Source organism: Collinsella sp. AF05-9 (assembly GCF_003465595.1).
GTDB lineage: Bacteria > Actinomycetota > Coriobacteriia > Coriobacteriales > Coriobacteriaceae > Collinsella.
Map to the genome: position 1 here is coordinate 1 of NZ_QSBB01000003.1, position 21726 is coordinate 21726.

The window sequence follows — 21726 nt, forward strand, 5'->3', positions numbered from 1 at the left end:
CGCAAAGGAAAGCACTTAATGTGCTTTCCGTCTTGCGCAGGACTGTAGAGCAGGAAACTTCATATGCGGCCCTCCCGGGCGCAAGCAAAAGGGCGACCCCTGTCCGGAGTCGCCCTTGCGGTGCTGGTTATGTACGGCTGTTACTCGGCGTCGTGGTGACGGCGGGGCTTGCGGCCTCCGTTGTCACCGGGACGGCGCGGACGGTCGCTGCGCTCGGAGCGCTCGCGACGCGGACGCTCACGGCGCTGGAAGTGCTCGCCGTCGCCCTCGGAGGAACCCTCGGCGCGAGCCGGAGCCTCAGGCTTGTCAAGACGATCGAGCGAGATCTTGCCGCGATCGTCGACCTCGATGACGACGACCTTGACCTCGTCGCCGACGTTGAGGACGTCCTCGACCTTCTCCACGCGGCCCTTGGCGACGCGGGAGATGTGCAGCAGGCCGTCCTTACCAGGCAGCAGGTTGACGAAGGCGCCGAAGGGCTGGATGGAGACCACACGACCGGTGTACTCCTCGCCCGGCTCGGGAACCTTGATGATGAGCTTGATACGCTCGACAGCCTGATCGACGGACTCGCCGGTGCCGCCGACAAAGACGGTGCCGTCCTCCTGGATGTCGACCGAAGCGCCGGTCTCGTCCTGGATGCCACGGATGACCTTACCGCCGGAACCGATGACGTCGCGAATCTTGTCAGTCGGAACCTGGATGGAGACGATACGCGGAGCGGTGCTGCGCGTGGTGTGGCGCGGCTCGGGGATCACATCGAGCATCTTCTGCAGGATGAAGGCGCGACCCTCCTTGGCCTGCTGCAGGGCGCGGGCCAGGATGTCGAAGGTAAGGCCGGTGGCCTTGTTGTCCATCTGCAGAGCGGTAATGCCCTCGGTGGTGCCGGTGACCTTAAAGTCCATGTCGCCAAGGAAGTCCTCGAGACCCTGGATGTCGGACAGGACCACGGTCTTGCCCTCCTCCTGGATCAGGCCCATGGCGATACCGGAGACCGGGCGCTTAATGGGCACGCCGCCGTCCATAAGGGCGAGCGTGGAGCCGCAGGTCGAAGCCATCGAAGAGGAGCCGTTGGACTCCATGACCTCGGAGACGACGCGGATGGCGTAGGGGAACTCGTTCTCGTCGGGAAGCACCGGAAGCAAAGCGCGCTCGGCCAGATTGCCATGGCCGATCTCGCGGCGCTTGGGGCTGCCCATGCGGCCGGTCTCGCCGGTGCAGAACGGCGGGAAGTTGTAGTGGTGCATATAGCGCTTGCCCTCGGTGGGCTCGATGGTATCCAGACGCTGGCCCTCGTTGAGCATACCGAGCGACAGGACGGAAAGCACCTGGGTCTGGCCACGCTGGAACAGACCGGAGCCGTGAACGAGCGGCAGGTAGTTATCCTTCACCATGATGGGGCGAATCTCGTCGGCGGCACGACCGTCGACGCGCTCGCCGGTCTCGACGACCATGGTGCGCATGGCCTTCTTCTCGAGCTTCTTGAGCGCCACGGGGATCTCGCGCTCCCAGGCGGCCTGCTCCTCGTCGGTGAACTCGGCGCGGATGGACTCCTTCAGAGCCTCGACCTTACCGATGCGGGAAAGCTTGTCGGCGTCGCGCAGGGCAGCGGCCATCTCGTCGTAGTGGGCGAAGATGCGCTCCTGGACCTCCTCGACGGGCTGGTCGAGCGGGTACTCCTTCTTGACGATAGCGCCGTTGACCTGCTCCCACTCGGCGACGAACTCGTCTTGGGCCTGGCAGAAGGCAGCGAGGGCCTCCTGGCCAAACTTCATGGCGGCGAGCATGTCGTCCTCGGAGATCTCCTCGGCGCCAGCCTCGACCATCGAGATGAAGTCGGCAGAGCCGCCCAGCTCAAGGTCCAGATCGGAGTTCTCGCGCTCCTCATAGGTGGGGTTGACGATAAACTCGCCGGTCTCCACGTTGCGGCCGATGCGCACGCAGGCAAGCGGGCCCTCGAAGGGCACGCCGCCGAGCGTCATGGCCAGCGAAGCACCCATGACGTTGATGACGTCGAAGGGGTTGACCTGGTCGGCGACGAGCGAGGTAGCGACGATGTGCACCTCGTTGCGGAAGCCATCCGGGAAGCTCGGGCGGATCGGGCGGTCGATCATGCGAGCCGTGAGCGTGGCCTTCTCGCTGGGACGGCCCTCGCGCTTAAGGTAGCCACCCGGGATGCGGCCGGCGGCGTACATCTTCTCGTTGAAGTCGACGGTCAGCGGGAAGAAGTCGTAATTCTTACGCTCCTTGGAGACGACCACGGTGTCGAGCATCGTGGTGTCGCCCTGCTTGACCAGACAGGCGCCGGTGGCCTGCTTGGCAAGCTCGCCGGACTCAAAGGTGTAGGTCTTGCCGTACAGCTCAAAGGTCTTGGATACGAGTGTCATTGTTCTCCTTTACCCCACAGGCCCCTTGCCTGCAGGCTTCTCATGTGACGCGGGCCCCCTGCCCCCGCCACGCTTCAGAGCGTGATTGTTCACGCCCTTACACAAAAAGAGCGCCCCGCTGCGCAGGACGCTCTTAGCATGTACAAATCCTTACTGGATGTTGTCGCGGATGCCCAGAGCCTTGATGAGCTCACGGTACTCGACGATGTCGTTCTTCTTGATGTAGGAGAGAAGACGACGACGACGGCCGACGAGCATGAGCAGGCCACGACGGGTGTGGAAGTCCTTCTGGTGGGACTTCATGTGCTCGGTCAGCTCCTTGATGCGCTCGGACAGGATGGCGACCTGAACCTTGGGGTTACCGGTATCGACCGGGGAGTTACCGAACTGGGCAGTCAGCTCCGCCTTGCGCTCTTTGGAAACAGTCATTGTTTCACCTTTCGTTTCGCGTCGCCTGTGGGCGACTCCATTCGCCTCGGACTGGGAAGCCGCCGGTGGAGCGAACATCCAAGGTCGAGGTACCAACAGGTCGGTATGTTACCACAAGCGGCGCGCGCCTGCGCATCATCACCGACCCAACATGAATTCCATCGCACGGAGCCGCTGATCGGTGTGCGTGGCGGCCCAAACATGCGAAAGCCCCAGCAAAAACGCAGCCGTATGCGGATCGATCTGCTCGTCCATAAGGGCATCGAAGGTCATGGACATCAGAGCGCGCAGCCATGCGACCTCGCCGACCGATACCAACTCGGCGCCAGGCACACTCGAGGCGCACGACCCGCACAGAAGCCCGCCGGCCTGGGCCGAGAAATGCGAGAGCATGGGATCGCCGCACGAGACGCATGCCGTGAAATCGGGGCGGTAACCAACGTGCGACAGCAGTTTAAAGACAAAGGCCGCCACGAGCAGGTCCATATGTGCCGAGTCGAGCCCGCAGCCGACAAGCGTGAGCGCCCGCTGCGTGATGGCAAAGGTAAATGGATCCTCGGCATCCTCGAACGAGCACACGCGCGCAACCTCGGCAATCGCGCTAGCGGCACAGGTCGACTCGTAGTCAGGAGCGGCACCGAGCGGCGCCTCCATAAGCTCCGCCTGAGAAACCACGTCGAGCGACCGTCCATGCGCGAGCAGCATATCGACGGTACAGAAGAGCTCGCAGCGGGCTGCAAGGCGACCGCCAGGCTTACGCGCGCCCTTAGCCACGGCACGCACCTGCCGTCCCCGTTCGTCGAGCATCGTCAAGATCAGGTCGGTTTCCTTGAGCTTCGTCTTGTCGAGGACGAGCACCTTTGTGCGATATGTGCGAGAGCCTGCCATGAACGCCGAGGCTTAATCTTCGGCGTTATAGCCAAAGCGGCGAATCTGCGCCTCGTCATCGCGCCAGCCGGCCTTGACCTTCACGTCGAGCTCCAAAAAGACCTGAGTGCCAAAGATGCGCTCAAGGTCACGACGGGCATCAATGCCAATATGCTTGATCATCTCGCCGCCCTTGCCGATGATGATGCCCTTCTGCCCTTCGCGCTCGACGTAAATCGTGGCGTGCACGCGAAGGACCTTCTTGGTCTGCTCGAGCGCGTCACAGATGACGCCCACGGAGTGAGGGATCTCGTCGCGGGTGCGACGCAGGACCTTCTCGCGCACAAACTCGGCAACGAGGGTCTCGTCGGACGTGTCGGTGCCCATGTCCTCGGGGAACCAGCGCGGGCCCTCGGGCAAAAAGTGAGCGACGGTCTCGATAAACGCATCGACGTTGAAGTTCTTGACCGACGACGTCACGATCTCATCGTCGTATTCCATAAGCTCGTGAGCGGCCTTGAGCTGTTCCATAACCTGGGCGGGATCGGCCTCGTCGGCCTTCGTGAGCACCAGGACCTTTTTGGAACGAGCGTTCTTGACGCGCTCGGCAACCCAGGCGTCTCCCCTGCCAATCGGCTTGGTGGCATCAATCAAAAACGCGACGACGTCTACGTCATTGAGCTCAAACAGGGCACTCTTGTTGAGCTCGGAGCCCAGGCCGTCCTTGGGCTTGTGGATACCCGGCGTGTCAACGAAGACCAGCTGGTAACCGGGGCGGTTGACCACGGCGCGCATACGGCGGCGGGTCGTCTGGGCCACCGGAGAGGTGATGGCGACCTTCTTGCCGTAACAGGCGTTGAGCAGCGTGGACTTGCCGGCGTTGGGGCGACCGACCAGGGCCACAAAGCCGCTGCGGAAACCGGGTTCCACGTCGCCAAAGCCCGCGAGGCTCTCATCCTCGTCGCACAGGGCATCGAGTTCCTCGTCGCTCATACCCTCAAACGGATCGAACTCCTCGACCTCGTCAAACGAATCGGCACCTTCAGCCTCGTCCAGGACCTCGTCATCCAAAACTTCATCGGTAGGCTGCATATTGTCGGACATGGGAATCCCTTTCTAAATTAAGTCGAGCGCGTGGGCAAAGACAAGCAAGCCAACGATCGCGGCGGTAATGGAAAGAACGTATACAGAGGCAGCGGCGATATCCTTCGCGCGCTTGGCCAGCGGATGCAGCTCCTGGGTCGCCAGGTCGACAATCGCCTCCATGGCGGTATTGCACAACTCGCCGTGAATCACCAGGCCGCAGCAGATGATGACCGTAGCCCACTCGGCAATATCGAGCCCAACGATGCAGCCGGCGATGACGGTGCACACGCCCGCCACGAGCATGACCTTGATATTGCGCTCGGTCTTGACGGCGGTGACGAAGCCCTCCATGGCGTATGAGAACGACTTTAAAAAGGACGGATGGTCCTTGTTCGATCCGGGAATCATAGACGGCTCCTAGTCGTGGGCATGATTGGTAATGGGGCCGACGTGGACGAGTTTGGGGTCCTCACCGCGCTCAAGCGCCAGGTCGCGCAGAATGGCGTCCTCGCGGGCCTCCATGACCTCGGCCTCGTCGTCCTCGATGTGGTCATAGCCCAGCAGGTGCAGCATTCCGTGTACGAGCATCAGACGGCACTCATCGGCGGGACTATTGCCAAAACCGGGGGCCTGACGGGCAATAACCTGCGGGGCCAAGATAATATCGCCGAGCTCGAGCGTCTCATCGGCGGGAATGTCATCGTCAAAGGCCGAATCGCACTCAAACGAGAGCACATCGGTGGTGCGGTCGATACCGCGCCACTCGTGGTTGAGCTCGTGCATCTCGTCCTCGTCGACATACGAAAGGGAAATCTCGACGTCACGCTCAACGTCCTCGGCGGCAAGCACGACCTCGCAGATGTGCTCCACCTCTTGCGCGTCGAGCAGCGTATCGAGCTCGGCATCGTTGCTGATCAATACACTCAACGGGACTCCTTTCGGTCGCGCGAGCGCTGCTCACGCACGTCATCATAAGCATCGTATGCCTCGACAATACGACCCACCAAGGCATGGCGCACCACGTCGGCACGCTCGAGGTGAGAAAATGCCACATCGTCGACACGGCCCAAAATCTTCTCGACATCCGCCAAGCCGCCACGACGACCCACCAGGTCGCGCTGGCTCAGGTCGCCGGTAATCACGAACTTGGAATTAAAACCCAGACGCGTCAGGAACATCTTCATCTGCTCGGGCGTTGTGTTTTGCGCCTCATCGAGCACCACAAAGGCATCGCTCAGCGTTCGACCGCGCATGTAGGCGAGAGGAGCGATCTCGATCACGCCACGCTCCATAAGCTCATCGGTGCGTTCGCGATCCATCATGTCAAAGAGGGCATCATAGAGCGGACGCATATACGGGTCGATCTTTTCCTCGAGGGTGCCGGGCAAAAAGCCCAGGTTCTCCCCCGCCTCGACAACCGGGCGCGTCAGGATCAGGCGGCCTACCTCATGGCGCTTAAGCGCGGCGACGGCGAGCGCCATGGCCAGATAGGTTTTACCGGTACCGGCGGGACCGAGGCCAAACGTGATGGTAGAAGAGCGGATAGCATCCACATAGCGCTTTTGGCCGAGCGTCTTGGGGCGGATGACGCGACCGCGATACGATAGCAGCACGTCATCGCGCAGCGACGAGGCATCATGCTCGCCGTCGCGCAGAACGGCCAGACAGCGCGAGACATCATCGGCAGAAAGCGTGCGCCCGGCATCAGCCTCACGAAAGGCATGTTCGAAAAAACGCGCGACCAGCTCGACTTCGTCCGGATCGCCGCTCACGGCAACGCTGTCACCGCGGGCAACCACATGGGCACGCACCAAATTCTCGAGCGCACGAAGGACGCCGTCGCCGGCGCCCAAAACGCGCGAGGGGTCGATACCCTCAGGAACGGTAAGTCTAATCTTCGAGGCTTCCATGAACCTCCCTGCGTGCATGGACCAAGCCGGAATCATCGACTCCGATGATAGCAACATCGAGCAGGCACGGGGCTGTGAGTCCACAGGTATCATCGAGACGGGCATGATGGAACGATCCGAGCGTCAAATTGTCACCGTACTCAAGCACGGCACGCTCGACGGTACCCACGCGACGGCGGGCATCGGCAACCGCGAGCTCCTGAGCCGCCGCGCGCATGCGACGGCTGCGCTCGACCATAACCTCGGGGGGTACCTGGTCGGGCATGTCGGCGGCGAGGGTGCCGGGGCGCTTGCTATAGCGGAACACGTGCATGCGCGAAAAGCCCACGCGACGGCACAGCGCCAGCGACTCCTCGAACTCCTCGTCCGTCTCGCCAGGAAAACCGACGATAACGTCGCACGAAAGTGCGGCCTGTGGCAGGTTCGCGCGAATCATGCGCACCGTATCCTCAAAGGCCTCGGCACTATAGGGACGGCCCATGCGATGCAGCGTCGCCGTGCAGCCAGACTGCACGGGCAGGTGCAAAAACGGCGCGATACGCTTCGGATATCGAGCCATCACCTTGAGCAAGCGCTCGGAAATATCCATGGGCTCAACCGAGGAGATACGCACATGGGCGATCTCGGTGCGCTCCATGATGGCCTGGAGCAGTTCATCGATCTCGACATGTTCGTCAGTCGCGCTCTTGCCGTCATAGGCACCCAGGTTCACACCGGTCAGCACGACCTCGGGCACGCCGGCCTCCTGAGCTTCACGCACCTGTTCGAGCACGGACTCGACGGGCACGGAACGCTCGGGGCCGCGGGCCTTCCACACGATGCAATAGGTGCAGCGGTGGTTGCAGCCGTCCTGGATCTTCACGCCCAGCCGCGAACGACCGAGCGCATCGACAACGTCGCCATCGCTGCAGGCGGGCACGCTATCGGATTCGACACCCAGCACCTCGCAGACGCGCTCGGCGACGTCAATCTTGGACGGTTCGGCGATCACACGATCGGAAAGCTCCAGCAGCTCCTCGGGATGCAAGTTAACGACGCATCCGGTTACGACCACGTAAGGCTCGCCCGGATAGGCCAGGGCGTGACGAACGGCCTTGCGGGTCTTGGCCTCGGCCTCCCCCGTCACGGCACAGGTATTGATAACGATCAGGTCGGCGTCCCGGGGCTCCACCATCGCAAAGCCCAGGCGCATAAGATCGGCAGTGATACGGTCGGACTCAACCCGGTTGACACGACAACCGAGGTTGACGACGGAAATATGGGGTGCGAGCACACGGGCTCCTTAATCGAGGATGTCGTCGAGGGCGCTCTTGATACGGTCGGTCACCGACTTCTTACCGGATGCGACGTCATCGCCCATCTCGTCGGCAAAGGCGCGAAGCAGCTCCCGCTGCTTGTTGGAGAGATTGGTGGGGACGACAACGCGCAGCTGCACGACCAGACGACCGCGCGAACCGCCACCGCCGATACGCGGCATGCCGTAATTGTTGACGCTCACGGTGTCACCGTACTGTGTGCCGGCGGGGACGCACAGCTTGACGACCTCGTCAGGCATAATGCCCTCGACCTCAATCTCGCAACCGAGCGCGGCCTGCGCAATCGAGATATCGCTCACCAGATACAGGTCGTCACCGTTGCGCTTAAAGCGCTCATGGTCGGCAACGCGCACGTTGACAATCAGGTCGCCCGACGGCTCGCCACGAAGGCCGGCCTCACCAAAACCACTCACGCGCAGCTGGCGACCGGTCGAAACACCGGCGGGAATATCGATGTCAATCTTTTCGTGAGAAGGCGTGCGGCCCTGGCCATCACAGGTCTCGCAGGGATGATCGATGACCGTGCCTTCGCCGTGGCAGTCAGGACAGGGCGAAGAGGACTGAACCTGGCCCAGGAAAGAACGCTGGACCGTCGTCACATAGCCTGTGCCGTGACAGCGGCTGCACTGCTTTTCGGTCGCGCCCTCGGCCTTGCCGGTACCATTGCAGTCATCGCAAGGGGCAAGACGGTCGTAGCTGATCGTCTTTTTGCAGCCGAGCGCTGCCTCCTCGAGCGTCACCGAAAGGGAGATGGCCATATCGCGACCGCGACGGCGCTCGCGACGGCTGCGAGCGCCACCACCGGCGCCACCGCCAAAGAACGACGAGAACAGGTCGTCCATGCCCATGCCGCCAAAGATATCATTGATGTCGACATAGCCAGAGCCACCGGGGCCGTCCGCGGTGCCGTAACGGTCGTAGTTGGCACGCTTCTGCTCGTCGGAAAGAACGGAATAGGCCTCGTTGAGCTCTTTGAACTTGGCCTCGGCCTCGGGGTCGTCCGAAACATCTGGGTGTACCGTACGGGCTTTCTTTAGAAACGCGCGCTTAATCGTCCGCGCGTCGGCATCCTTGTCAACGCCAAGTACCTCGTAGTAATCCCTATTTTCCGACACGACCGAATCCTTCCAACTTTCATTATTGTCACAGTGCGTCCTATACCCAAGCTGGGCCGGGCGCAAACAGAGGGTTTGATGTTATTGAATTCCGTACGGCGAAAGCACGGCCCGCTGCGAGCAGCTCGCGAACCAAACCGAAACGAGCGCGAACATAAAACCGTTGGCAAAACCATTGGCAAACTGCATCGCACCGCGCTTCCACCACAAGAGACTGCGATGAAGCACGCCGTCCGACAGCACCATGAACAGGCCCATGGCAAACGGAATGAAGCACATCATGGCAAAGGCGGAGAACACGCCCGAGATGGCCGACAGTACCAAAAACGGCGCGATGATACCCATGAGGTAGAAGCCGGTGCGAGCCTTACCCTCCAGGCGCTCGGCCTCAACGTGCGCGCGACCGACCAGGTCACCGCCCGAAGCGCCGTTCGTGCCGGCGTGACCCATGTTGGGGATGCGCACCTCGTCGCCATCATGCGTGCCGGCGGGAAACTCAATCGTCTGCTCGGAGGTTACGCGGGTACGGCCGCTGCCGCCGCAATCGGGACACGGGTCGGCAACGACCTTGCCGGAACCGCCACACTCAGGACAAACCGTCTGGAACGTGCCCGCACCAAACAGGAAGGACAGGTCGACATCGATATGGCCGCGACCACCGCAGCTCGGACAGGTGTGGGCATGCTCTGACGAAACGGAGCCCGATCCGCCACAATGCCCGCAGGTGTCAAAGCGGGTGTATCGAACGGTCTTGTGGGCACCGCTCTTGGCCTCCTTGGCGTCGAGCTTGATATCGACGACCACGTTGGCGCCACTCTCGGGGTTGTAGGCCGCCTGGCCGCGACGGGGCTGGCCCCAGGCGCCTCCGAAGGGGAAACCGCCGTCAAAGGGATTGCCGTAACCGGCGCTGCCGGCATAGCCGCCGCCATAGGGCGAAGCCGTCGGTGCACCGGCAAAGGGATTGCCCGACCGCATGGCGTCGTAACGCGCACGCTTCTGCTCGTCCGAGAGCACGGCGTAGGCCTCGGAAACCTCTTTAAACCTCTCCTCGGCATCCGGCTCTTTATTGACGTCCGGATGGAGCTTGCGGGCCTTTTGTTGGAAAGCCTTTTGGATATCACGCGAGGTGGCGTCCTTGGAGACGCCCAAAATCTCGTAGTAATCTTTTTCGTTCATCGTCGCCATGCGCGGCAACCTCCTGCTCACAGCAGCGTATATATTGCGGTAATTCTACCCGAGCGGCCTAAGCTAGACCCCAAAACAGCTCGAACAGCACATTTCCATCGAGCCAACCTAGGTGGGTCGGCGCCAGGCGGGCACAGGTGCGACCAGCGATGACATCGACAGAGACGATAGGCCCCGTATGGTTATCGCCGTGCTCGGGCACCCAAGTGGCAAGCCCGAGCTCAAGAGCGCGGTCACAAGCCGCTGTCAGTTCATCGGCAGGGATGACACGAGCCGCGCGAACCAACAGGTCGGAAGCAACACCGCGCGTCATGCGACAAGCAAGCATCAGGTCCTCGGCCGCCGCCTCGCGCTGGGACAGATACTCGGCATCAAACGCCGTCGCGTCATCGTTGCGCTGAACCAGACGCACGCGGTGAAAGTCACAACGGGGGGCCACGCCGGGAAACAGTCCAGCCAGGCAATCGAAATCCTCGGCATCAAGCATGCCCGCGGCAGAACGACCCAGGCCCAGGTAGCCCCGTCCGGTCCAGTAGGCAATGTTATGGGCGCACTCATGGCCGTCGAGCGCGTAACTTGCCACCTCATACGGATGGTAGCCGGCCGCACCCAGGCGCTCACGCGCCGCGTCCATGCACGAAGCCTGAAAATCCTCATCGGGCTCGAGCGACTCGTCACGGCATGCCATGCGATAGAGGGGCGTCCCCTCCTCGAGCGTGAGCGGGTAAACCGACACATGATGCGGAGCCGCCGCCAGCACGCCATCGAGCGTGCGCTGCCAGCTCGTGGCCGTCTGTCCGGGAAGGCCACACATAAGGTCGCACGACACATCGAGGCCAGCGTCCTTCACCGTCGCGATAGCCTCAAGCGCCCGTTCGGCATTATGGATGCGGCCGATGACAGTCAACTCGTTATTGTCGAGGGTTTGCACGCCCAGAGAAACGCGTGTGACACCAGCCTTGGCAAGCGCAATGACAAGCTCAGCGGTCAGCGACTCAGGATTGGCTTCGCAAGTAAACTCAACGGGCTTGCACCACATGGAGATACGACGGGCAAGTATCACCAGGCGCTCCCCTGCCAGCGATGGCGTGCCGCCGCCTACGTAGACAGTGCGGATCTGTCTGAGTGCCCCAGCGTTGCCAAAAGCATCGAGCCGCGCATACAGTTGCTCAAAATAGGCATAGAGCGCAGCATCCAAATCACACAGAGCAAAGCTGCGCGAGTCAAAGTCGCAATAGCGGCATTTTTGAGCGCAAAACGGCACGTGCACGTACAGCGCGGTAACGGCCACCCTTAAGCCTCCAGCGGATGAGCGGGCACCGACTCACCGGCGGCAAGCGCGGCCTCGCAGGCCACCACATCGCGCTCGATATCATCGACCAGCGACATGAACTCCTCGTACGTAGAGCAACGCACCACCTGAGCGCGCCAGGCGGCGGCATGGGGCATGCCTTTTAAGTACCAGCTTGCGTACGTGCGGGCGCGCGACATGAGAGGCAAGAGCTCATGCGTCAGCGTTAGGTGCTCACGCAGAGCGTCCAAGCGCTCGACCGAGGAGCGAGAAGGAACCGGCGTGCCATCGAGCGCAAGGGCGCGAGCATCGCCGAACACCCACGGATTGCCGTAGATGCCGCGCGCGATAAACACCGCGCTGGCACCCGAGCCGTGCAGATGCTCAGCAGCGTCCTCGGCCGAGAACACATCGCCCGAACCAATCACGGGAATCTCGACAGCGTCGGCAACCTCATCGACGACCGACCAATCGGCCTGGCCCGTGTAGAGCTGCGTGGCGCAACGACCATGCACGGCGACTGCGGCAGCCCCTGCGCCCTCAAGCATCTGGGCAAATGTCGCGGCATTGCGGTCCTCGGCATAAAAGCCCTTGCGAATCTTGACGGTCACGGGCACGTGCGCCGCGCCCACCGTGGCCTCGACGACCTTCTCGGCCAGGTCGGGCGTGCGCATGAGCGCCGAACCCTCGCCCTTGGTAACGACCTTGCGGGCGGGACATGCCATATTGATATCGATGAGCGACAGGCGATCGCCAACGCGCTCCTCGACGGCGGCGACGGCGCTCGCAAACTGATCGGGCTTGGAGCCAAAGAGCTGCACGCAAATCTGCTGCTCCTCGTCGGCCGGTAGCACCAGGCGCCACGTCTTATTACTGGCATAGGCAAGGCCTGCCACGCTCACCATCTCGCTGTAGGCAAGGTTGGCACCGCGGCGGCGACACATGATGCGATAGGCAGGGTCGGTCACGCCCGCCATGGGAGCCATAAGGAACGGCTGCTCGGCATAGGCGCCCAGCAGCCGCAGACTATATTCGGAAAGAGCCATAGACCTACTCGTCCACCTTGAGGATCGCCATAAAGGCCTCCTGCGGGACCTCGACCGATCCGATGGCCTTCATACGCTTCTTGCCCTCTTTCTGCTTCTCGAGCAGCTTGCGCTTACGCGAGATATCGCCGCCGTAGCACTTAGCAAGAACGTCCTTGCGACGCGCCTTGACGGTGGAACGGGCGATGATCTTGTTGCCGATAGCACCCTGGATGGGCACCTCGAACAGCTGACGCGGGATGATCTCCTTGAGCTTGTCGCACAGGCCACGGGCCAGGCCATATGCCTTGTCCTTATGGACGATAAACGACAGCGCGTCCACCTCGTCGCCCGAAAGCAAAATATCGAGCTTCACGAGCTCGGAGGGACGATACTCGTTGAACTCGTAATCGAGCGAAGCATAGCCCTTGGTACGGCTCTTGAGCTGGTCAAAGAAGTCCAAGATGAGCTCGGCGAGCGGCATATCGAAGCGCATCTCGACCGATTTGCTCGTCAGGTGGATCATGTCGGTTGTGACGCCGCGGTGCTCGATGGCGAGCTGCATGACGGCACCCGTGTACTCAGGCGGACAGATGATCTTTGCCTTGAGGTAGGGTTCCTCGATACGTTCGATGCGCGTGGCCTCGGGAAGGTCCTGCGGACTGCGGACATCGATCATTTCGCCGTCGGTCTTGTAGACGTGATAGTCGACCGAGGGACTCGTGGCAATGAGGTCCAGGTTGAACTCGCGCTCCAGGCGTTCCTTGACGACTTCCATGTGCAGCAGGCCCAGGAAGCCCACGCGGAAGCCGAAACCGAGCGCCACCGACGTCTCGGGCTCCCACACCAACGACGGATCGTTGACGTGCAGCTTATCGAGCGCGTCGCGCAGGTTCTCGTAGTCCTTGTTGTCGATCGGGAACAGGCCCGTGTAGACCATGGGCTTGGCCTCGCGGTAGCCCGGCAGAGGCTCGGGACAGGGGTTGGAAGCCCACGTAAGGGTATCGCCCACGCGCACAGCCTCGGGGTCCTTCAGACCCGTGACCACATAGCCAACCTCGCCGACCGTCAGCGCGTCGACCGGGGTCTCGGCAGGACGCTTGACGCCCACGCCGTCGACCAAAAAGTCGCCCTTAACCTGCATCATAAGCAGGGTATCGCCCTTTTTGATAGAGCCGTCAAAGACGCGCACCGTGGCGACGACACCACGATACTCGTCGAAGTACGAATCCAGGATGAGTGCCTTGAGCGGCGCGTTCGCATCGCCCTTGGGCGGAGAGATCAAAAAGACAATGGACTCCAGCAGATCGTGGATGCCCTCGCCGGTCTTGCCCGAGACGCACACGGCATCATCGGCAGGGATCGCCAGGTCATCCTCGATCTCGGTCTTAACCTCGTCGGGATGCGCCGAGGGAAGGTCGATCTTATTGATGGCCGGAACAATGTCCAAGTTGGCGTTCATGGCGAGCGTCGCGTTGGAGACGGTCTGCGCCTCGACACCCTGGGTGGCATCGACGACGAGCACCGCGCCCTCGCAGGCGGCCAGAGAACGCGAGACCTCATAGGTAAAGTCAACGTGGCCCGGCGTATCGATCAGATTGAACTGATACGTCTCACCATCGTCGGCGTCATAGGAAACGCGGACGGCATTGGACTTGATCGTAATGCCGCGCTCGCGCTCGATATCCATGGTATCGAGCAGCTGCGACTCCATGTCGCGTTCGTCGACGGTATGGGTGAGCTCGAGGATGCGGTCACTGATCGTGGACTTGCCATGGTCGATGTGCGCAACGATCGAGAAGTTGCGGATGTGGGAAATGTCAATTGAAGTATTCATGCGGACTATCTTACCCGAGCGGTACAAAAAATGGAGCCTGTTCCATAAAACAGGCTCCATTTATGCGCGTAATCTGTGTGGTGTGAAATTTACAACTTAGGCGTTGATGCTGTTCACGAGCTTGGCAAGACCGGACTTGCGGTTGGAAGCCTGGTTCTTGTGGATAACATGCTTGGCGGCAGCCATGTCGAGACGCTTGGTGACGGTCTTGAGGGCAGCCTGGGCCTTCTCGGCGTCGCCCTCGGCGACGGCGGACTGGACGTGCTTGGTCAGCGTCTTGAGCTCGGACTTGACAGCCTTGTTACGCATGCGAGCTGCCTCATTGGTGCGGATACGCTTCTTCTGAGACTTGATGTTTGCCACTTCTGGAGTTCCTTTCGAGTTCCTTGCAAAAAATGTATGACACCTCTGAGACACGGTGAGGTCATGCAAGCGCCTACTATAGCACGCTCCCTCTCAAAGGGATAGAACGAATTTGTCAAATAGGCAGGTATCATCACGATTTTCTCAAGATGTTCGTAATCCAGAGCAAAAGCGCGGTCTCAGAATCGGCCGAACCCTTGAGCGCGAGCTCCACATCAACGGCACCCTCGAGCGCTGCGACGAGCTCGGTCATCGAAAAACGACGCGCCCAGGTAAGGTGATTCTTGACCTGCCAGGACTGGAGCTTGAGCGTTGCGGCCAGCTCGCGACCCTGCCCACGCGCGTCGAGCGCCTTGGCGACGATAAGCTCGCGAATGCGACCGCACAGCAATGTGTAAGTCCACACGTAGCTCTTGGAGGGCAGGAGCTTAAAGAGCTCGAGCGAACGCCGCATATCGCGAGCCGAGACGGCGTTGAGGAAGTCCCAGGGTTGGACCTCGGCCGTACGTGCAATCCAGCGCTCAACATCGGCAAGTTCAATCTGGGGCGACTCGACCATCTGGGCAAGCTTAGCCAAGTCGTTATCGAGCATGCGCGTGTTTTCGCCCGAACGCGAGACGAGCTCCTCGGCGGCCGCCGTCGAAATCGACTTACCGCGCTGCGTCGCCATCTGCTGAACACGGCGCGGCAGTTCCCAGCGCTTGGTACCCGAGCAATCGACGATAGCCTTCTTGTCGATCTTGGCGATTGCCTTATACAGGCGCGTATTCTTGGCAAGTGAGTCGGCGATGATGAGGCAGACCGTTGTTGGGCTGGGACTCGCCAGATACCCAACGAGCGGCTCCGAGACCGCCTTGGCGAGCTTTGAGCAGCCATCGAGGATTACCAGACGAAACTCGCTGCCCATCGGAAAGGTGTTAAGCGATCCGATAATGGACTCGATATCGGGGTCCTTGGTCATGTCTCGCTCGTCGAGGTTGAACTCGACCATACCCGATTTTTCCAGACGCGCTTTCATACGCGAGACGGCGTGGTCGCGCTTAACTCCGTCGGTACCGACGATCAGATATGCCGGCAGCAAACCGGTTTCGGACATTGCGCTCCCCTCCCACAGGCCTTCGTATTCGTTCCGTGCCATTTTAGCCCAGGGGCCCACCACACGCCAACGACGTCGTCACGGTCACTGGCATCGCATCACAAAGCCATTCGCAGTCGGTGTGACGGTAATGTCGCCGTGTTCGATGGTACACGCGAACACACCACCCGCTTCCTTAACGGCATCGATGCAGGCATCGGACGGATGGCCGTATCGATTCCCCTCACCAGCGCTTGCGAGGGAAAGCTCGGGCTTCAGGACGTCCAGCAACTCACCATCGACTGAAACCTTGGAGCCGTGATGTCCAAGTTTAAGCACATCGATATCCCCCACCTCCTGCACGAATTCCCGTTCTTGGTCGAGCTCGGCATCACCGGTGAGAAGTATTCGCAGGCCCTTACCTTCCTGAACATAAGAGAGCAGCAGGACAAGCGAGTCCTCATTTCCCTCGCCATCCACGGACTCGAATGGCCACATCACGCGGGCGCAAAATGAGCCGATGTCGACCGTATCCCCACGGCGCACCTGCCGATACTCCACGCCAGGTCGGTTCAATACCTCGGCAGGAGCATCCTCCAGCGCATCCGCCGCCACGGCAATCGTTCCGACCGAAAACTGTTCGAGCACGGCAGGCAAACCACCCCAGTGGTCCTCATCCCAATGCGTCACAAAAACGGCATCGATATGGTGCACGTTATTGCGAACCAACGCCGCAACCACACGCTCGTCGAGCCCGCAGTCGACGAGAGCTACTGCGCCGCCTTGGCGGATAAGAATCGCATCGGCTTGGCCCACATCGAGAACCGTCACCGAAGGCGGAGCGAATCGATCCCAATAGACGTACGGAATCGCAGCCAAGAGCATCAGGCATGCAAGCCCCACCGCCATAGGACGTGCACGGGGACGCGGCCACCAGACCAGCAGAACCGCCAGAAAACACGGCACTAGGTAAATCCACATGCTATCGGGCGGCACGCTCACGTATGCACCCGGCACGGCGGCAAACAGCTGCTCGAAGAACAGCGCGCAACGGGCGGCAATCATGGGCACAACGAGCGCCCAAGTCCGCAACGGTCCCACGAGCGAAAAGGGAGCCAGCACGATCGACACAGCGAGCAGTGCGCTCACCACCGGACCGATGACCGCATTTGCCAGCGGAGCAATGAGCGAGAACGTACCGAAGGCAGGAATGGTAATGGGAAGTGTCGCCAGTTGTGAGCACAGCGTGACGGAAAGCACGCTGGCAACGCCTGATGGCACACCTAGCTCACCCAAAGCGTAGGTCGCATAGGGACAAAAGCACAGAATGGCTAAGACGCTGGCACACGAGAGTTGAAAGCCCATCTCGAACAGCACCGTCGGCCGCAGCAGCACAAAGATGGACATGGTTACGAAGAGTGCCGAAAGGCCGTGCCGACGACGCCCCGCGCCGTTTACGACAAGCGTCACGAACACCATGCAGCACGCACGCACGGCCGAGGGAGACGCGCCCGTAAAGGCAGCATAGCCCACAAGCGTTATCGCCAATATCGCCCGCTGAAGACCACGTGAGCACCGAGTCTTTTGCAATACACCCTCGATTACAAACCCCACGATAGCCAAATGGCTGCCCGAGACGGCGATAAGATGTGCCGTTCCCGTCGCAGAAAACCAGTCGCCCGCCGGCTGGGCGCGCAGCCTGGCCGAACGACCGCAGACGACACCGGCTATGAGCGCACGCGCCGGGTCGGTCGCAGGCGCGATGGACGCAAGCAGCCCATTTCGCAGCCGAAGCAGCGGCCCCGGAGAGCCCTCATCGACCGATAAAATCCGAACGGCTTTAACCTTGCGCACCTCGCCTCGGAGCACGCGCGATCGTCCATATGCGTCGTTCTCAAAACGCGAAACGCGACCGATAACACGCACGTGCGCCCCGACCTTGAGCTCACGATCACACGATAGGCGAACCGTTGCTAAGTTCTTACCGTCCGCGCGTGCCTCGCAGGTATAGGAATACACGTCGTCGTTTATGGATGGATCACCCTGCACGACAAACTCGAGGCCGCTTGCCGCTCGACCGTCGAGCGCCTTCGAGGCGCTGAGCGCACCCACAGCCCACCACGCCGAGACGACCGCTCCCGCCACGAGACCGACGGACGCGGCATACAGCCACCGCTTCAAAGGGGCAAGCCGCGCACAAGAGTGAGCCAGCACAACGAAAACCGCTGCCGCAACGGGAATGGCCCATAGCGGCCCGACCGCCGTCGCCTGCTCCCTCAGCAGCGCATCAGCGGCTATGCTGAGCACCAAGGCGCAGCTCACGCACATGCCGGCACACAGGGCCATCGTCCACGGAATCAGGGGCCGCGGAGGCATCACGTGCTCTCGCTCGGTCGCACTCATACGCAGATGCAATCTTTGATTTTGGCAAGCTTCTTTTCGCCGATTCCCGACACGCGCATCAGATCGTCAACCGAAGCAAAAGCACCGTTCTTTGTCCGCTCATCGATAATCGACTGTGCCATTGAGGGACCGATTCCCGAGAGCGTCTGCAGCTCTGCCGAGCTTGCCGTATTAATGTTTACTAGGCCTGTTGCGCCACCGACGCCTGATGATGCGGAAGTCCCACCATCAACACCGGCTTCCGCAATGGACACCTGCTGCTCCCCTACCGTTGGAACATGAATTTTTTGTCCATCAGTGACCTTGGATGCACGATTAAGCCCCGTAACGTCTGCTTCGGGCGCCAGCCCGCCGGCGGCATCAATCGCCTGAGCCACCCGCGCCCCGTCTTTGAGGCGATATACACCGGGTGACACCACGGCGCCATCAACATCGACATAGACCTCTGCCGCGGCAGACGCCTTAGGCGAAGAGCCTTCAGATGTCTTTCCACTCGAAGCATCGCCGGATCCCGGCTCCACTAACGTGCCCGAACCATCAGTGCGCTCAAACGACACACCGCCGGCACCGCCGCCAAAGTTCGCCATTGCCAGTCCACTCGCCATCGCAATGACGACCAGTATCGCCATCACCACTGCCTTATGACCGAGCAGTTTGCCCGCCCAGCGGTCCATCTTTTTGACTCGTTCGTGTTGTTCGCGCTGCGCCATAGCAAAACCTCCCGACATCATCGTGTCAGGAAAGGAGCTCCGCAACAGCCACGCCCCAAAACCGGTTTTCGAGGTCAAAACAAAAGCTGACCAAAACCTTGCACAAATCTGTCCATTTATTCAGGCACACGTCAGCAAATGAACACTTAGCCGCAAAATGCCCAGATAGCAAAAGACCGACGATGCAGGCGCATCGTCGGTCTATGCACAAATTTACTCGTAATCTTGGTAAATCTCACGCGGAGCAAGCTCCGAATGTTTGCGTTTTAAGGTCTTAGGGGCCTTATATGTGTTGCTCTCGAAGTCGATGTACTCGGTCTGCTTGAGCAGGCGCTCAATCATCTCCTCGTGATCAAACAGTTCCCAGGCCTCATGCACGGCATCGAGTTTAGCGTGCGTCTCGGGACGGCGCGGCATAAACAGCGTGCAGCAGTCGGGAGCGGCCTCAGTCGAGATATCGAACGTACCGATCTCCTCGGCGCGCGCGATGATCTCCTGCTTGTCCGAACCGATGAGAGGACGGAACACGGGGATCTTCACGGCCTCGTTGACGGCCATGATGTTCTCAAGCGTTTGGGAGGCAACCTGTCCAAGCGATTCGCCCGTAACGATGGCCTTGGCACCCTCGATGTGTGCAATGCGCTCAGCAACCGAATACATAATGCGGCGATACATGATCACGCGCAGGTTGCTGGGACAGGTGACCGAAATCTCACGCTGGCAGTCGCCAAACGGCACCACGTACAGACGGCCGATCTGGACACCCGGCTCAAGCGCACGGATGATGTCCTGCACCAAATACTCGCTCGTATCGGGCGTCTGCGGACGACCGGAGAAATGCACCGGCACGCACACCGCGCCGCGACGCGCGAGCATCCAGGTCGCCACCGGAGAATCGATACCCGACGACAGCAGCGTCACGACCTTGCCGGCAGAACCCACCGGCAGACCGCCCACGCCGCGCTCGGAGCGCGCGTACACGTAAACGCTACCCTGGACCACCAGTACGTGCACCATCGCATCGGGGTCGTGCATCTGGACCTTTTTATCGGGGAAGGCCTCACACAGTACCTCGCCCACCTGACGATTGATATCAATCGAGGTGAGCTCATAGTCGGTATTGGAGCGCTTGGCGTGCACCTTAAACGAATCGAAGGAACCAAACTCGCGCAGCGCCTTCACGGCGGCGGCGCAGTACTCCTGCGGGTCGCGGTTGGTGTGATACGCCAAAGACACACGGGCAACGCCGGGAACGGTGCGAATGACACGCGCCGCCTCGTCGGCCTGATGCTCGTTAAAGGTCACGAGGATATAACCGGAAATTCGAGACACGGCGTTCACGGAAAAGGCGGCCAAGGCCGCCTTGATGTTATCCATGAGGATATGCTCAAAATGTGCGCGGTTCTTGCCCTTCAGTCCAACCTCGTGATAGTGGACCAGGCAGACGCGAGCCGCCATTTAGGCTTCAGCAACCTTGTGGCCAAGCGCCTTCTCGTAACGAGCCTCGTCGTAAGAGATGTCACCGTCGACAATCTCGTCCATAGCCATCGAGATGGTATCGGCACCGGAAAGCCCGATGGTGATGTCATCGACATCCTGGACGGCAAGCACGCGGTTGTGCTGGCCACGCAGCATGCTATTGATGTCGCAGGCGCGCTTGGAGGCAAGCGAAGCGAGCAGGAAGCGGTTGTGATCGGTCTTCTCCAGAAGATCGTCAATGCAAGGCTTTACAACGGACACGGACCTCAGATCCTTTCATGCATATCGAGAACGCGAACGAGCTCATCGGTCGCGCGGTCGAGATCGTCATTCACCACGACGTCGTCGTAGCGGTCGGCAAGGGCAAGCTCATCGGCGGCGTTTGCCATACGCAGCTCAATCGTCTCGGGCGTCTCGGTACCGCGACCGACTAGACGCTCGCGGAGCACCTCAAGCGAAGGCGGCTTGATAAAGATCAGCACGGCCTCGGGGAAACGCTCCTTCACCTGCAGGGCGCCCTGGACATCGATCTCCAAAATCAGAGACGAGCCCGAGGCGAGCTTGGATGTGACCTCGCTCACCAACGTGCCGTAGCAGTTACCGTGGACCTCGGCCCACTCAACAAACTCACCGTTTGCCACGCGGCGGTCGAACTCCTCGCGCGTCAGAAAAAAGTAGTTGACGCCGTCGACCTCACCTTTGCGTGGTGCTCGCGTGGTAGCCGAAACCGTCAGACCCAGGTTCGAGCGGCGCTCGCGCACACGAGCGACGAGCGTACCCTTGCCTGCGCCTGACGGTCCAGAAATCACAAAGAGCTTGGAATCCTGAGCGCTCACTTATTTGGTCAGCTGCTCGAGGAGCTGCTCGCGCTGACGGACGCCGAGGCCCTGGACGCGACGAGTAGCGGAGATACCGAGCTCCTCCATGATCTTGGCGGCCTTGGCCTTGCCATAACCGGGGAGAGACTCGATGAGGGTGGAAACCTTCATGCGGGAAGCGATGGGGTCATCGGAGTTGAGCACGGACTCGAGGGACTTCTCGCCCTTTTTGATCTGCTCGCGAAGCTCAGCGCGGGCGTGACGTGCGGCAGCAGCCTTCTCAAGAGCCTGCTTGCGCTGCTCGTCGGTAAGCTGAGGGAGTGCCATTCGTACCTCCAAATAGTTGGGTTATATCTGATTCAATAATTGGCATTTTAGCACGTAGAACGTACAAAATGCCTAATCGCGGCTCCATAGGTTAGACGATACC

21 protein-coding genes are annotated in these 21726 nt (G+C 60.8%); all 21 read right to left on the reverse strand.

The window, feature by feature from the left end; genetic code table 11:
* Window positions 1–140 precede the first annotated feature (140 nt).
* The 21 genes from DWV43_RS01440 to mihF all read right to left on the reverse strand — a co-directional run bounded on the left by DWV43_RS01440 (window position 141) and on the right by mihF (window position 21623).
* Complete coding sequence (locus tag DWV43_RS01440; RefSeq protein WP_117816884.1) at window positions 141–2387, reverse strand: polyribonucleotide nucleotidyltransferase; 2247 nt, start codon at window positions 2385–2387, stop codon at window positions 141–143.
* Between the two features lie 150 nt (window positions 2388–2537).
* On the reverse strand, window positions 2538–2816 hold the full coding sequence (rpsO, locus tag DWV43_RS01445) for a 30S ribosomal protein S15 (RefSeq protein WP_006235963.1): 279 nt from the start codon (window positions 2814–2816) through the stop codon (window positions 2538–2540).
* 138 nt (window positions 2817–2954) lie between these two features.
* Entirely contained in the window at window positions 2955–3704 is a 750-nt protein-coding gene (gene recO, locus DWV43_RS01450; RefSeq protein WP_117816883.1) for a DNA repair protein RecO, read from the reverse strand.
* Between the two features lie 12 nt (window positions 3705–3716).
* Window positions 3717–4787: a GTPase Era gene (gene era, locus DWV43_RS01455; protein ID WP_199569310.1), complete on the reverse strand. Its 1071-nt coding sequence runs from the start codon at window positions 4785–4787 to the stop codon at window positions 3717–3719.
* Window positions 4788–4799: 12 nt separating this feature from the next.
* Window positions 4800–5177 carry a diacylglycerol kinase family protein gene (locus DWV43_RS01460; RefSeq protein WP_117816882.1) on the reverse strand — a complete coding sequence of 126 codons (378 nt, stop codon included), beginning with the start codon at window positions 5175–5177 and terminating at the stop codon, window positions 4800–4802.
* 9 nt (window positions 5178–5186) lie between these two features.
* Window positions 5187–5696 carry an rRNA maturation RNase YbeY gene (gene ybeY / locus DWV43_RS01465; RefSeq protein WP_117816881.1) on the reverse strand — a complete coding sequence of 170 codons (510 nt, stop codon included), beginning with the start codon at window positions 5694–5696 and terminating at the stop codon, window positions 5187–5189.
* A complete protein-coding gene (locus DWV43_RS01470; protein ID WP_117816880.1) occupies window positions 5693–6679 on the reverse strand; it encodes a PhoH family protein in 987 nt (328 codons plus the stop codon). Before DWV43_RS01470 ends, ybeY begins: the two co-directional genes overlap by 4 nt.
* Window positions 6660–7952: a MiaB/RimO family radical SAM methylthiotransferase gene (locus DWV43_RS01475; protein ID WP_117816879.1), complete on the reverse strand. Its 1293-nt coding sequence runs from the start codon at window positions 7950–7952 to the stop codon at window positions 6660–6662. The genes DWV43_RS01470 and DWV43_RS01475 overlap by 20 nt, the downstream gene beginning before the upstream one ends.
* A gap of 9 nt (window positions 7953–7961) precedes the next feature.
* Window positions 7962–9110: a molecular chaperone DnaJ gene (gene dnaJ, locus DWV43_RS01480; protein WP_117816878.1), complete on the reverse strand. Its 1149-nt coding sequence runs from the start codon at window positions 9108–9110 to the stop codon at window positions 7962–7964.
* Between the two features lie 81 nt (window positions 9111–9191).
* A complete protein-coding gene (locus DWV43_RS01485; protein WP_199569308.1) occupies window positions 9192–10295 on the reverse strand; it encodes a DnaJ domain-containing protein in 1104 nt (367 codons plus the stop codon).
* Window positions 10296–10353: 58 nt separating this feature from the next.
* Entirely contained in the window at window positions 10354–11586 is a 1233-nt protein-coding gene (gene hemW / locus DWV43_RS01490) for a radical SAM family heme chaperone HemW (RefSeq protein ID WP_117816877.1), read from the reverse strand.
* 2 nt (window positions 11587–11588) lie between these two features.
* Complete coding sequence (dusB, locus tag DWV43_RS01495; RefSeq protein WP_117816876.1) at window positions 11589–12632, reverse strand: tRNA dihydrouridine synthase DusB; 1044 nt, start codon at window positions 12630–12632, stop codon at window positions 11589–11591.
* A 4-nt stretch (window positions 12633–12636) separates the two neighbouring features.
* Window positions 12637–14448, reverse strand: a complete 1812-nt coding sequence (gene lepA / locus DWV43_RS01500; protein ID WP_117757122.1) for a translation elongation factor 4 — start codon at window positions 14446–14448, stop codon at window positions 12637–12639.
* A gap of 96 nt (window positions 14449–14544) precedes the next feature.
* A complete protein-coding gene (gene rpsT, locus DWV43_RS01505; protein WP_022094714.1) occupies window positions 14545–14811 on the reverse strand; it encodes a 30S ribosomal protein S20 in 267 nt (88 codons plus the stop codon).
* A gap of 133 nt (window positions 14812–14944) precedes the next feature.
* Window positions 14945–15907 carry a DNA polymerase III subunit delta gene (holA, locus tag DWV43_RS01510; protein WP_117816875.1) on the reverse strand — a complete coding sequence of 321 codons (963 nt, stop codon included), beginning with the start codon at window positions 15905–15907 and terminating at the stop codon, window positions 14945–14947.
* Between the two features lie 84 nt (window positions 15908–15991).
* Window positions 15992–18289, reverse strand: coding sequence for a DNA internalization-related competence protein ComEC/Rec2 (locus DWV43_RS01515; RefSeq protein WP_117816874.1), 2298 nt, complete (start codon window positions 18287–18289; stop codon window positions 15992–15994).
* Entirely contained in the window at window positions 18286–18999 is a 714-nt protein-coding gene (locus tag DWV43_RS01520) for a helix-hairpin-helix domain-containing protein (RefSeq protein ID WP_158550964.1), read from the reverse strand. The genes DWV43_RS01515 and DWV43_RS01520 overlap by 4 nt, the downstream gene beginning before the upstream one ends.
* A 213-nt stretch (window positions 19000–19212) precedes the next feature.
* Window positions 19213–20457, reverse strand: a complete 1245-nt coding sequence (thiI, locus tag DWV43_RS01525) for a tRNA uracil 4-sulfurtransferase ThiI (protein ID WP_117758525.1) — start codon at window positions 20455–20457, stop codon at window positions 19213–19215.
* A complete protein-coding gene (locus DWV43_RS01530; protein ID WP_035138532.1) occupies window positions 20458–20739 on the reverse strand; it encodes a DNA-directed RNA polymerase subunit omega in 282 nt (93 codons plus the stop codon). It abuts the gene before it with no gap.
* Between the two features lie 5 nt (window positions 20740–20744).
* Window positions 20745–21314 carry a guanylate kinase gene (gmk, locus tag DWV43_RS01535; RefSeq protein ID WP_117629178.1) on the reverse strand — a complete coding sequence of 190 codons (570 nt, stop codon included), beginning with the start codon at window positions 21312–21314 and terminating at the stop codon, window positions 20745–20747.
* On the reverse strand, window positions 21315–21623 hold the full coding sequence (gene mihF / locus DWV43_RS01540) for an integration host factor, actinobacterial type (RefSeq protein WP_006236130.1): 309 nt from the start codon (window positions 21621–21623) through the stop codon (window positions 21315–21317).
* Window positions 21624–21726: the final 103 nt, after the last annotated feature.

Bases quoted from the DNA above. Each gene is read 5' to 3' on its own strand.
- rpsO (WP_006235963.1), bottom strand. From the start codon at position 2,816: ATGACTGTTTCCAAAGAGCGCAAGGCGGAGCTGACTGCCCAGTTCGGT.
- DWV43_RS01520 (WP_158550964.1), bottom strand. From the start codon at position 18,999: ATGGCGCAGCGCGAACAACACGAACGAGTCAAAAAGATGGACCGCTGG.
- DWV43_RS01440 (WP_117816884.1), bottom strand. From the start codon at position 2,387: ATGACACTCGTATCCAAGACCTTTGAGCTGTACGGCAAGACCTACACC.
- recO (WP_117816883.1), bottom strand. From the start codon at position 3,704: ATGGCAGGCTCTCGCACATATCGCACAAAGGTGCTCGTCCTCGACAAG.
- era (WP_199569310.1), bottom strand. From the start codon at position 4,787: ATGTCCGACAATATGCAGCCTACCGATGAAGTTTTGGATGACGAGGTC.
- DWV43_RS01470 (WP_117816880.1), bottom strand. From the start codon at position 6,679: ATGGAAGCCTCGAAGATTAGACTTACCGTTCCTGAGGGTATCGACCCC.
- DWV43_RS01485 (WP_199569308.1), bottom strand. From the start codon at position 10,295: ATGGCGACGATGAACGAAAAAGATTACTACGAGATTTTGGGCGTCTCC.
- dusB (WP_117816876.1), bottom strand. From the start codon at position 12,632: ATGGCTCTTTCCGAATATAGTCTGCGGCTGCTGGGCGCCTATGCCGAG.
- lepA (WP_117757122.1), bottom strand. From the start codon at position 14,448: ATGAATACTTCAATTGACATTTCCCACATCCGCAACTTCTCGATCGTT.
- DWV43_RS01515 (WP_117816874.1), bottom strand. From the start codon at position 18,289: ATGAGTGCGACCGAGCGAGAGCACGTGATGCCTCCGCGGCCCCTGATT.
- DWV43_RS01460 (WP_117816882.1), bottom strand. From the start codon at position 5,177: ATGATTCCCGGATCGAACAAGGACCATCCGTCCTTTTTAAAGTCGTTC.
- thiI (WP_117758525.1), bottom strand. From the start codon at position 20,457: ATGGCGGCTCGCGTCTGCCTGGTCCACTATCACGAGGTTGGACTGAAG.
- holA (WP_117816875.1), bottom strand. From the start codon at position 15,907: ATGTCCGAAACCGGTTTGCTGCCGGCATATCTGATCGTCGGTACCGAC.
- mihF (WP_006236130.1), bottom strand. From the start codon at position 21,623: ATGGCACTCCCTCAGCTTACCGACGAGCAGCGCAAGCAGGCTCTTGAG.